Below are 12,487 nucleotides of genomic sequence, written 5' to 3'. Positions count from 1 at the left end.
AGCGACTAACCAGTAGCTGGTAGTCAGTAGCTAGTCATTTCTCAGAACTTTTAACTGGCTATCAGTTACTGGTTACTCGTTTACCGCTGTGTATAGTCCGAGAGGGGAAGCCCATCGCCGTCGTCCCGGACAGCGTTTAGGATTCGCTCTACTTCCTGAACCCGCGCCGTGTCGCCGTTTTTTTCGAAAGCCAGCGTCAGGTTACGCAGCACGCGCCGGACAATGTCGGCGTTGGTGCAGGGCTGATAAAAGGTATCCAACCGCTTGATATTCAACTGATCGATGTATTGATCGATGTCTTTAGTCGTGAAGATCAGCCCGCGGTTGAAGACGTTGATGTAAAACTGAACGCCACTGCTGTTTTTATACGTAAGCACAAATAAGTTGGGCAGATTCACTCCGTAGACCGGCAGGTTCAGCCGTTTGGCGATGAGCATATACAGCACACAAAGCGTAATTGGATTGCCCCGGCGCGACTCCAGTACCTGATTGATCATCGAGTTGGCGGGCGAGTGAAAATGCTTGGTATTCGGCGCAAATTTCAGCTTCGAAAAAAAGGCGCTGTTCATGGCCTTGATCTGCTCGTCGGGGTGCATATCGGGCTTAAAATCGACCCAGACATCGTAAAACAATTGCTCGACGTCCTGCTTTAATTTATTCAGCGACAGGTCGGGATACTGATACGTGGCCACGATCCAGAGTCCTTCCAGCAAGTCCATCGCCCCACCGTTTTTCCAGTCGCGCATCCGATCCAGTACGGATTCGTATTGCAGATCGTGAATAATTTCTTCGATTCGTTTTTGTAGTTCGGGATTGAAGCTGCCTTCCCACTCGGCCTCCAAGAAGGGAATCATTGGTCCTCCGATCTGCCGAATTTGCTGTTCGACATGCTCGACTACTTCCCGGTCCTCATCATCTAAAAGCGAGATCAGCGCTTTCAATTCATTGTCGTTCATGCGTTACTAAAGCTAAGTCGTGGTACCCCAGAATAAATACTGTTTTCGGAAACCTCCTGAATATACTACTTTTGTCTGGTTTTACGAGTTACAGAGACAAAGTAGCAACAAAAATTTTATAAAAAAATAGTTTGATTCCTACAGGCACTTCTCCCAAAATTCTGGTTACGGGTGGCGCTGGCTTTATTGGCTCGCACACAGTCGTTTCGCTGTTCAACGCAGGTTTCGAACCCGTCATCGTCGATGATTTTTCCAACTCCGAGCGCTCGGTGCTCAGCGGGTTGCAGACCATTCTAGGGCATGACGTCCGTTGCTACATCATCGACTGCAACGACCCCGCCGAGATGGAGCGCGTTTTTCAGCGGGAATCGCCCGCCGGCGTGATTCATTTTGCGGCTTACAAATCCGTTGGCGAATCGGTCGCTCAGCCGATGAAATACTACCGCAATAACCTCGACTCGCTGATGTTGCTGCTGGAACTGATGTCGGCCCATCAGGTGCCGCATCTGGTCTTTTCGTCGTCTTGCACGGTATACGGCCAACCCGAACACCTGCCCGTAACTGAAGAAACGCCCCGTCTTCCGGCTCAGTCTCCCTACGGCAATACCAAAGCCATTGGGGAGGATATCATTCGCGATGCCGTTCGGGCCAAAACACCGGTCAAAGCGTTGGCACTGCGGTATTTTAACCCCATTGGTGCGCATCCGTCGGCACAGATCGGCGAACTGCCGCTGGGCGTTCCGGCGAATCTGGTTCCGTTCATTACGCAAACGGCCGCCGGCATTCGCTCCAGCCTGACCGTCTATGGAGATGATTACAATACACCCGACGGAACCTGTATTCGGGATTATATCGACGTCATGGATCTGGCCGATGCCCACGTGCAGGCGCTTCGGAAACTCATCGAGGAGGATATGCCGTATTCCTACGATGTGATCAACATTGGTACGGGCCGGGGCGAAACGGTGCTGAACGTGATCAAAACTTTTGAAGAAGCCACCGGCGTGAAGGTAAATTACAGCATTGGTCCGCGCCGTCCCGGCGACGTCGAGCAGGTTTACGCCGACGTTACGAAGGCTAATACCGTGTTGGGCTGGCAGGCAAAGCGTTCGCTGGCCGAATCGCTGCGCGATGCCTGGCAGTGGCAGCAACGGTTAGGCATAAAAAAATGATACTGTTTCCCACCGGAAATCTGAATTACGAATCGTTAAACCATGAAAAAAATACTGATTACCGGCGGAGCCGGATTCATCGGGTCGCACGTTGTACGGTTATTCGTCACAAAGTACCCTGAGTACCAGATTTATAACCTCGATGCACTGACCTATGCCGGTAATCTGGCAAACCTGTCCGACATCGAGAACGCACCGAATTATACCTTCGTGAAAGGGGATATTACGGATGCGAAATTTCTGGAGGACATGTTCGCTGAACTGACCTTCGATGGGGTTATTCACCTGGCGGCCGAGTCGCACGTCGATCGCTCGATCACCGATCCGATGTCGTTTGTGATGACCAATGTCGTCGGAACAGTGAACCTGCTCAATGCGGCAAAAAACAGCTGGGCCAGCAACGGTGGCTTCGACGGAAAACGATTCTACCACGTGTCGACCGACGAGGTATACGGATCGTTGCACAATCCGGACGAGTTCTTCACCGAAGAAACCTCCTACGATCCGCAATCGCCTTATTCGGCTTCCAAAGCGGCTTCCGACCACTTCGTACGCGCCTATGGCAATACGTACAAACTCCCGGTCGTGTTGTCGAACTGTTCGAATAACTACGGGCCGAATCATTTTCCGGAGAAACTGATTCCGCTGATGATCCATAACATCCAGACCAACAAGCCATTGCCGGTTTACGGAAAAGGTGAGAACGTGCGCGACTGGCTGTTCGTGGTCGATCATGCCCGGGCTATCGACGCCGTTTTTCATACCGGGAAACTGGGCGAAACCTACAACATCGGTGGATTCAACGAGTGGAAAAACATCGATCTGGTAAATCTGCTCTGCTCGATCATGGACCGCAAGCTGGGTCGTCCCGAAGGCACTTCGGCTCAACTCATCACCTACGTTACCGACCGGGCCGGTCACGATTTGCGCTACGCTATCGACGCTAACAAGATCATGAACGAACTGGGCTGGCAACCGTCACTTCAGTTTGAAGAAGGTCTCGAAAAAACCGTCGACTGGTTTCTGGCCAATCAGGCTTGGCTCGACAACGTAACGTCGGGAGCCTATCAGAGTTATTATCAGGGAATGTACGCAAATCGATAGTGGCATAGGGCATAAGGGGAAGGGCATGGGGTAGTCTCCCCGCGCCCCGCGCCCCGTGCCCTCCGCCCCACACTACACTATGAAAGGAATTATTCTGGCCGGAGGATCCGGCACCCGACTTCATCCGCTTACGCTGGCTGTTTCGAAACAACTCATGCCGGTTTACGATAAGCCCATGATTTATTACCCGCTGTCGATTTTGATGCTGGCGGGCATTCGCGAAATTCTGATTATTTCGACCCCCCACGATCTGCCTCATTTTGAGAAACTGCTGGGCGATGGCGAACGAATCGGTTGTCAGTTCAGCTATGCGGTTCAGCCCAGCCCCGATGGACTGGCGCAGGCGTTTATTATCGGCGAAGAATTTATCGGCGATGAGAAAGTCGCGCTGGTACTGGGCGATAACATCTTCTACGGCTCGGGCTTATCGAAGCTGCTTCAGGCCAACAACGACCCGGATGGGGGCGTTGTTTACGCCTACCAGGTGCATGATCCGGAACGCTACGGTGTCGTTGAGTTCGATGAGCAGTTCAACGTACTCTCGATCGAAGAAAAGCCCGAAAAACCTAAGTCCAATTATGCGGTGCCTGGGCTGTACTTCTATGACAACGACGTCGTCGAGATTGCGAAGAACATCAAACCGTCACCGCGGGGTGAGCTGGAGATTACGGACATAAACCGGGTTTATCTGGAACGAGGCAAGCTGAAAGTTGGCGTACTGGACCGCGGAACCGCCTGGCTCGACACGGGTACGTTTGAGTCGCTTATTCAGGCGGGCCAGTTCGTTCATGTCATTGAGGAGCGGCAGGGACTGAAAATCGGCTGTATCGAGGAGATTGCTTACCGCATGAAGTTTATCGATGCCGACCAACTGGCTACCATTGCCAAACCATTGGTCAAGAGTGGCTATGGCGCTTATCTGCTGAATATTCTCAAGTAAGCCGATTAGCTCCATTGTAAAGTTTACGAAAAACGCCGGTCCTAGCAGTCCGGCGTTTTTCGTGGGTATTGATCCGTACGTTTTCTTTTTGAGCCGAGCTATAAAAGCCATACGGTTCCTTCGAAAGAAGCAATCCGCTCGGTCAATCTCGTTTCCGGAGCAGCGGAAACTGCGAAATGCGCAGGGTCGTGCAACCGTAAGGGACCAGGACAATTTCTTCCTCGTCTTTGTCAGAAACCATGCCGTAGGTAATGCTGTACGGAATTGGTCCTGTCATCTCGTTATACAGTTGCCAGGAGGGAATCCGCCGGGCTTTTAGCCGGATTTCGGAAGGGGCATTGTCCAGATTCCAGGGATACCTGGCCAGCTCATCTTTCTGCCGAACCGTCGCTGCCTGCTCCAGCCGGTTACTGACCGATTCGAGCAGGCCGTAGTTCCAGGGCGTTGTGGGCCGCACTTCGAAATATTGATCGCCATACTCTACAGGGTCTTTATCGTTCTTTACGCTTTTCCAGTCTTCCCCCATTTTGAGCGCGTAGGTGAGCGGGCCACGTTCGACAGACACCGAGTTTTCGTACCACTGATTTCTAAAAACATGCATCGGTAGCCGCAACTCAACGACATCACCCGATTTCCAGCTTCGGGTTATCGGTATGATCTGGTTTCCTGCCGATTCTTTCCAGACCTGACCGTTGATCAGAATGCTGGCTTTCGTACACCAGGCTGGAATCCGCACATGGAACGGGAATGCGACGGGTTTGCCGGTCGTCAGCGTAAACCGGATGCTTTCGCCGAAAGGGTAGGTCGTTTCTTCTTTGATGGTCACTTCGGCGCCGTTGGCTACGTAGGCTTTCACTTCGCTGGGCGAGTAAACGAGCGCAGCCAGACCCTTGTCGGCGGTAGCGTACCAGAGATTCTGGGTAAACTTGGGCCAGCCCTGGTGCATATTGGACGTACAGCAGGGGTAGCCCGTCAGCAAACCGTAACACAGGTCGGTACCGCCATGATTGACGTCGAAGTTGCGGATATGCCGTGTGAGCATCACCTGATTGGCCTGCTGAAAATACTGCCGCCCCATATAATTGTCACTGGCCTGCGTAGGGAGCGCATTGAACGCGATTTTCTCCAGTTGATCGGCGTAGGCCACATCGCCGGTGATACCCAGTATGCTTTCCAGACTGAACATCATCTCGACCGCGCTGCACAACTCCGAACCCTGCGTTGGGTTGTTGCCGTGTAGGGCCTCGTCGCCACCGTAGAGGCCATGCGCCATGCCATTGTACTGGCGGATGTCGGCAAAGCCCTTTTTCACCGCGTCAACGTATTTTCGGTCGGTATGCTGCTGGTAATAAATGAGCGGTTCTTTGATGCCCTGTGCCAGATTGACACAATGGATACTCCCGGGTTTGGCCAGGAAATTCGTGTGCAGAAACCCGTCGGTATAATCGAAGGTTTGCTTGTGAATAAGGTCAGCCAGTTGCAGCAGAAACGCATCGCCCGTCTGGTTATAAAGCCAGTAGACCACCATTAAGTTATCGCCCGCCCGGTAGCGCGCCCAGAACGTCCAGTGATCGAGCGGATGCTTCGGCAACTCCTGCAGTTGATACCTGAAATAATTGGTCATCAACTTAATGACACGCTGATCCTGAGTGGCTGAATAATACTGCCTCAAAATCTTGAGCATCACCATCTTAGGCCACCAATCCTGACAGTTGTCGCGCTGGACCCCCGGCTCCGACGGGTAATCTTTCAGTGGTCCGAAATAGCCGTTGGGTTGTTGACTGTTGATCGCCCATTCGACCCAAGGCTTGGTTTTGGCGATCAGGTCTTTGTCATCCAGCAGATAAGCGAGGGGCAGCAGCCCATCGACCCAGTAAGGGCCCCGTTCCCATTGGTCGCCGTCGCCACCAAGCCAGCCGTTTCGGTTGCCCATCACGAGCGGATAGAGCTCGTCCAGTTGCCCCGTAGCTCCGTCTTTTTGCCGCACGAGCATTTCTTTCAGCCATCCCTGCGCTTTTATCGCACCCAGTGGTAGTTCGATGTAAGGGTTGGGCCGTAGTGGATGCCGGTTGTTTGTATAACCGGCAAATGGGGTGACTTTTTTCGTCGTTGCCGATTGAGCATTGGCGTAAAGAGTCATGCCGACGAAAAGAAGGCCGAAAAGAGGAATACGCATGAGCAAAAGCAGGGTTAGGTTAGGTGCTTGCTAGTAAGCGGTAAGCACTGTTAGCAAAAGTAGGACCTTAACCACAAAGGATGCATCGCTTTATTGAGCAGAGCCCGGTATTAATTCTGGGTATAGATGGGTTTTCTTATGAGCGTACAGTAACGGGTTTAATCTGTACTGCAATTCAGTAGCCTATTCGAACCATTAAGGAGCAACTATTCACACTTCAGGAACAAACCGCTTCCCGACCTGACCTGGTTATCAGAATTTTGTTCTGCAAACAACACGCGATGAACAAACAACTACCACTCGACAGCCTGGCCCGGAAGCGACGATTTTTAACGAACGGATTTTTTCGTGTAGGGGGAAACGTCGGATCAGTGGTCATCGCTGCGCATAAAGACAGCAACCCCATGAAAGTCCGCATACTATCCATCCTGTTACTCATAGCCTCCTGGTTTGGCGGAGCGTCTGGCTTCGGGCAGGTACCCGCCAAACCGATGCTTATTTCCGGTAAAATTACCGACCTAAGTTCGGGGCAAAGCGTTCCGTTTGCGTCAGTCGCCGTAAAGGGGAAAGCCACAGGAGCGCAGGCTGATGTCGATGGGCACTATGAACTCCGCCTAAACCAACCCGCTGATTCGTTACTGGTTTCGGCCTTGGGTTACCAGACCGTAGCGGTAGCTATTAGAGCCGCTACGGTCGACATTGCACTGTCACCCGCTGCGTCTATGCTCAACGAAGTCATTGTACATGCAGGTGAAAATCCGGCTTTTCGGATTCTGCGGGAAATACATACTCACCGCAAACAGAATGATTTCCGGCAGTTGAGTGGGTATGAATATGATGCTTACAGCCAACTGGCAATCAGTATCAATCAAATATCGGATCGTTTTCGGCAGCGCAAACCCATAAAGGTCATCCTGCAGGCGCTGGAGCAGAAGCAGGGCAAAGCCGCTTCAGAGCTGCCTGTCTTTGTGTCAGAAACGGTTTCCCGCATATACGGACGCCGTAATCCGCAGCACACGAAAGAACATATCCTGAAAACAAACATCAGCAGCGTTGGAATTACCGACGATAGTTTTGTTGCGATGTTTACGGGCGCAGGTTTTAACACGCTTAATTTTTATCAGAATCAGATCGCCCTGTTTAAAAAAGAGTTTATTTCACCGCTGGCTGAAGGTGGGCGACTGGCGTACACGTATTTTCTGGCCGACACCATACCGATTGGCCAACACACGTGCTACGCCATTGATTTCGATCCTAAGAACGAACGGGACCTGGTGTTCCGCGGCCGAATGTGGATCGATGCCGAAAGCTACGCGCTGGTCCGTATCGAAGCGCATGTGGGGGCCGCTGCTAATATCAACTTCATCAATGGCATCGACATCGATCAGACATACGAACTGGTAAGCGATTCGGGAAGTGCCTGGCTACCTGAGTCTACGCACCTGATAATTGGGGTTGGCGAGGTCGTCAAAAATACGTTCGGTGCCTCGGTCGATTATTTCTCGTCAGTCCATCAGCCGCTGGTCGGTCATCCTAAGTCCGTCGACTTTTTTAACGTAGACATTGAGCTGGCCGACGATCGGGCTGAATCCTCGGCTGAGTTCTGGCAACGTCAGCGCCAGCAGGCCCTGGAAGCCCGGCCTTATGATCAGACGCGGGCATTACTCGATACGGTGCGAAGCCTGCCGGTGGTAAAAACGTACACAAAAATTGCTCAATTTGTGCTCAATGGGGGCTATTTGCCGATTATGAAGGGGCTCGAGGCCGGACCGGTTTTCTCGATGTGGGCTTATAACCCGATCGAAGGGCATCGGTTCCGGATGGGGTTGCAAACCAACAATGCCTTTAGCCGCACCTGGCAGCTTTCGGCTTACGGTGCTTACGGAACCCGCGACCGCGTCTGGAAAACAGGCTGGGAGGTCAATTTTATACCTACCCGCCGGCCTCTGACGCTGATTTCCCTGCGGCACACTTACGACCTGGAGCAGTTGGGCTACCGCATGGAAGATCTGGCCGACAACTCGTTTTTCCGGGCAACCAGCCGCTTCGGCCGCTATCCGCGGGCTTTTTATCAACGTGAAACGGCCCTAAGCGCTCAGCGTGATTTAGGAACCAACTTCACCCAGACAATCGGTGTTCGGTCGCGGGGTATGGATCCGCTGTTTCCGCTCGCTATCAACCAGAATGACGAACAGGCTAACCCAACGGCCATCAGTACGGAGTTGCGTAGTGTGGAGTACTTCATGGAAACTCGGTACGCACCAGGTCGTGTACCCACCCGTCGGATTACGGGCCGGCGCATCCGGCGTCGCCCCAGCGAAACGGCTCCGATCGTGACATTACGCTACACGTACGGGTCGGCTTCCTTTGAGGGGCGTACGTTCAGAAGCTATCATAAGTGGCAACTCCAGTGGGATCAAACCCTGCGCTGGGGCTTGTTGGGTCGTACGCAGTACTCCTTCAGGGCAGGCTATATTCCGTCAGCTCTACCGTATCCATTACTTCAGGTACACTTAGGAAATCAGACCCCGTTCTACAATCGGAATGCCTTTAACTTAATGAACTACGCGGAGTTTGTGAGCGACCGCTACGTATCGGTGGGAATAGAGCACAAATTTGAGGGGCTGTTCACGAACCGGCTACCGTTGATCCGGCGCTGGGGCTGGCGTACGTTCGTAACGGGTAACGTGCTATGGGGGCATCTGAGCCGCGACAACCGGAATCTCATTGCTACTCATGACCCGACTGGAAAGCCACTGCCACCTGTTCATTCGCTGCAGGAAACGCCTTATGTGGAAGTAGGCTACGGCTTTGAGAACATGCTGAAAGCCGTACGCATCGAAGCCATGCACCGGCTGACCTATCGACAAAGCCCGAATGTAACGCCGTTTGCGGTCAAAGCGTCTTTCCAGTTTGGTTTATAGCTTTTGAGTAGAAAACTAAAATAGCTGACATTCATGGAATGTCAGCTATTGTATAACCTAACCTATGAGCAGATGAGAAAAATCGGTTCAGATTAACCCAGCCCGTTACCCGGCAAAGGTAACAGGTCTAAAAAAGTCTTTTCAGCGCAAAAACCCCGCTTTTACGCTGTACTGGAGAAACAGGCGAAAATCCGCACTTTACTACGTATTTATACGCATTAGTAAATAAACAATACGGTATAAGTGTTTAATAAACAGTAAGTTGACTTTTAACCATACGTTGGCTCCTGTATGGAGACGAAACATAAGTGTCGTAGGTTCGGACCGCTTTCCGGTTCTATCCATTCCAGCACAAACCGACAGTACATATATTTTTAACCCTTTAGAATATGAATGCTTTCACCAAAGATGCAGGCCGTGTGCTTGACCCCCAGGAAACCGAAGCGATGACCGGTGCATACCGTGATCGTAAAGTAAAGGTTGGTTTAAAAAAAGATGAGTACGTTCGCTCCGAGTTTTTTGGTATCGAACAGGTAATGAATCTGTTAAGTCAGGAAGGTTGCGTTGGGCTGCGGGTTCACCAAGCTAAGCGCTGGGAAGATGCCGCCGGAAATCCGACGGATTCGGGTAATGGCCAGCTCAAACCACGTGTACTGCTGACAGGGGTAGATGCCAGAGGGAAGGACATGCCGATTCAGGGTTATCAGGCTGGAATAAAAGATATGCCCGCCGGGGGAGGTGGTTTTAGAGCGTTGGGAGATGGCTTGCCTTGCCCCCAGCACTGTGAAGGCACAGACACTAAATAATCCGCTAATACTATGCTTGAAAGGCTACTATCATTGTGTGAGAAATACCCCTTAGATTTCATTACGCACTTGAGTAGTAGCCTGCCTATTTTTTTAGGTTTGCTTCGCTATAAATATCTTTCGAATGCCTTAAAATTAGTTATTGTATTTTTCCTGTTTTACTTTCTGAAAGAAACGTACGCTACCTGGCTGGCCGTTTTGAAAGAAAATAACTATTACCTTCAAAATATTGAAACGATGGTAGAAACGTTGATTCTGCTAGCCATCGGTTTCGCCTGTTTCGACGCGCCCAGCTGGCGACGGTTTGCCGTTGTTCTGGCAATTATCTGCGTGAGTGTAAGCCTCTATACTTATAAAAGTGACGCTATATCTTCCGGTAGCCTATCTTCCTTCAGGCTGTTCGCTATTTTTTTCTGCTTATCTTATTTTAATAAAATTCTAACCGATGTTAAAGTAAAAAATATATTACTTCATCCTCTATTCTGGTTCGTCACAGGTTTGTTTATTTATACTACCGGAACTTTTTTTATTGTGCTTTTTAGCGAATACTGGTATAAGGATATAAATAAAGTTCCGGCTGAAATATTCGACAGATACTGGAATGGAGGACTGGTATTACTTATAATTTTTTCCTGCCTGTCGGCATTGGGTTTCTGGACCAGTAAATACGATCAGGAAAATTTATTGTATTGATTCCAACTCAGTTAATCGGGTCGCTTTTTCAGCGTATGATGTAACATGTGGCTCTTTCTTTTTATTGCCATTCGCTCAATAGTAACATGCGTGCGTTGACATTCAAACCGCAATTAATCAATTTTACCCGATTCACGTAGTATTGCCAACAAGTCAGATGTCGATCGATTCCGGTTTTGTTATTGCCGTGGGTACGGCTGTGTTGCTGATGATGGCGGTGTTCATCATCATCTTCGTGGCCTATTACCAGCAGAAGCAGGCAAAGCAGCAACTGGCGCTCAAAGAGTTACAGGCGCAACACCGGCGCGAACTGATGGCCGCTACCTTTCGGGGGCAGGAAGAAGAACGCAAACGGCTGGCCGAAGATATGCACGACGGCATCGGCACGATGCTTTCGATTACTAAAATGAGCCTCAATCAGCTGGAACAGAAGCTAGGGGGCGAAGTTCAGGTTGGGTTCGAGTTTCAGAAAACCCGCTCCATGATCGACGAAACGATGACCAATGTCCGGCGTATCAGCCGAAATCTGGTGCCCACCACTCTCGAGCGCTTTGGCCTGCTGGCTGCCCTCGAAGAGCTGATCGACCGCGCCAACGACGGCGAACTGGATGTTCAACTGAATTACCCCGAAACAGCGGTTCAGTTTCCTCCTGCATTAGAGTTGATGTTTTACCGAATTACGCAGGAACTGGTCAACAATGCGATTCGGCATGCCCGTGCTCAACACATCATGGTTCAACTGGTGTGTTTCGACAACGAAGTACGACTGTCTGTAATCGATGATGGAGTTGGGTTCGATTTCGACGCGCTTATGGAGAATCGGCAGGGTGGTTTAGGGCTTCGAACCATCGAAAGCCGGTTAAGTGTGGTGAACGGCCATGTAACCTTCGATGTAGCGCCCGGTCGTGGTTCGCAGATTCATGTACAGGTACGCCTACACGATGCGCAGCCTGTTGATTTATTGAGTTAATTTGTTAGCTGAATAGTTGGCATTTGCGACTAATCGACATCGAACCTTAGCTCTTTATCCCCTATGCGCAAAATTAAACTGGCCCTGTGCGACGATCATACCTTGTTTCGCGTGGGCATGTCCACCATTCTTGGTCAGATTCAGGACTTTGAGTTGATTCTGGAAGCCGGCAATGGACAGGAACTGATCGACAAAATTGCCCGTAAAACCCCTGATGTCGTATTGCTCGACTTACAAATGCCGGTCATGGACGGCACGGCTACCGCCGACTACATGCGCGAACACTTCCCATTGGTGAAAATCGTCGTGCTTACCATGCACGATGAAGATCGGATGGTGTTGCATCTGCTCGAAAAAGGCGTCAGTGGGTACCTGCTGAAAGATGCCGAAGCCGGCGAAGTGGAAAAGGCGGTCCGGAAGGTAATGGACGAAGGAGTCTACCTCAACGAATTTGTTTCGAAGGCGATGCTCCGCAAGATGACGAACAAAACGAAAGTTCAGCCCGTCAATGCCTTCTATAATAGTAAAATTCTACTCTCCGAGCGTGAGAAGGAAGTCCTGGTACTCATCTGCGAAGGACTTTCGACCAATGAAATCAGCGAAAAAATATTCCTGAGCCCCCGTACGGTCGAAGGCCACCGGCTGCGTATTCTCGAAAAAACAGGCACCAGAAATACCGCGGGTATGGTGGCCTACGCATTCAAAAACAGCCTGGTCTGATAGAGGTTAGTAAATAGTAGTAAGTT

Annotated in this window: 10 protein-coding genes; 8 read left to right on the top strand and 2 right to left on the bottom strand. The window is 50.9% G+C overall.

Going from position 1 to position 12,487, the window contains the following annotated elements; translation table 11 throughout:
- Window positions 1–80: 80 nt before the first annotated feature.
- The gene (locus ACYVC2_RS26435; protein WP_461107606.1) at window positions 81–956 is read right to left on the bottom strand and encodes a transglutaminase-like domain-containing protein; all 876 of its coding nucleotides are present in this window, start codon (window positions 954–956) and stop codon (window positions 81–83) included.
- A gap of 131 nt (window positions 957–1,087) precedes the next feature.
- Between ACYVC2_RS26435 and galE the strand changes: the two genes are divergently transcribed.
- The 3 genes from galE to rfbA all read left to right on the top strand — a co-directional run bounded on the left by galE (window position 1,088) and on the right by rfbA (window position 4,172).
- Window positions 1,088–2,128, top strand: a complete 1,041-nt coding sequence (gene galE / locus ACYVC2_RS26430) for a UDP-glucose 4-epimerase GalE (protein ID WP_461107604.1) — start codon at window positions 1,088–1,090, stop codon at window positions 2,126–2,128.
- Window positions 2,129–2,170: 42 nt separating this feature from the next.
- Window positions 2,171–3,232, top strand: a complete 1,062-nt coding sequence (gene rfbB / locus ACYVC2_RS26425) for a dTDP-glucose 4,6-dehydratase (RefSeq protein ID WP_461107602.1) — start codon at window positions 2,171–2,173, stop codon at window positions 3,230–3,232.
- A gap of 79 nt (window positions 3,233–3,311) precedes the next feature.
- On the top strand, window positions 3,312–4,172 hold the full coding sequence (gene rfbA, locus ACYVC2_RS26420) for a glucose-1-phosphate thymidylyltransferase RfbA (RefSeq protein WP_461107600.1): 861 nt from the start codon (window positions 3,312–3,314) through the stop codon (window positions 4,170–4,172).
- 142 nt (window positions 4,173–4,314) lie between these two features.
- On the opposite strand, the gene ACYVC2_RS26415 is transcribed toward rfbA, so the two are convergent.
- Window positions 4,315–6,348 carry a beta-L-arabinofuranosidase domain-containing protein gene (locus ACYVC2_RS26415; RefSeq protein WP_461107598.1) on the bottom strand — a complete coding sequence of 678 codons (2,034 nt, stop codon included), beginning with the start codon at window positions 6,346–6,348 and terminating at the stop codon, window positions 4,315–4,317.
- 281 nt (window positions 6,349–6,629) lie between these two features.
- Between ACYVC2_RS26415 and ACYVC2_RS26410 the strand changes: the two genes are divergently transcribed.
- The 5 genes from ACYVC2_RS26410 (at window position 6,630) to ACYVC2_RS26390 (ending at window position 12,461) form a co-directional block, all read left to right on the top strand.
- On the top strand, window positions 6,630–9,272 hold the full coding sequence (locus tag ACYVC2_RS26410) for a DUF5686 and carboxypeptidase-like regulatory domain-containing protein (protein ID WP_461107596.1): 2,643 nt from the start codon (window positions 6,630–6,632) through the stop codon (window positions 9,270–9,272).
- A 389-nt stretch (window positions 9,273–9,661) separates the two neighbouring features.
- On the top strand, window positions 9,662–10,078 hold the full coding sequence (locus tag ACYVC2_RS26405; RefSeq protein WP_461107594.1) for a hypothetical protein: 417 nt from the start codon (window positions 9,662–9,664) through the stop codon (window positions 10,076–10,078).
- Between the two features lie 12 nt (window positions 10,079–10,090).
- Window positions 10,091–10,771, top strand: coding sequence for a hypothetical protein (locus tag ACYVC2_RS26400; RefSeq protein ID WP_461107592.1), 681 nt, complete (start codon window positions 10,091–10,093; stop codon window positions 10,769–10,771).
- 157 nt (window positions 10,772–10,928) lie between these two features.
- A complete protein-coding gene (locus ACYVC2_RS26395) occupies window positions 10,929–11,741 on the top strand; it encodes a sensor histidine kinase (protein ID WP_461107590.1) in 813 nt (270 codons plus the stop codon).
- 63 nt (window positions 11,742–11,804) lie between these two features.
- Window positions 11,805–12,461, top strand: coding sequence for a response regulator transcription factor (locus ACYVC2_RS26390; protein WP_461107588.1), 657 nt, complete (start codon window positions 11,805–11,807; stop codon window positions 12,459–12,461).
- Window positions 12,462–12,487 lie beyond the last annotated feature (26 nt).

It is taken from the genome of Spirosoma koreense (genome assembly GCF_054777875.1).
Note: the sequence above shows the minus strand (reverse complement) of the source record. Positions and strands in the feature narration are given on the sequence as shown.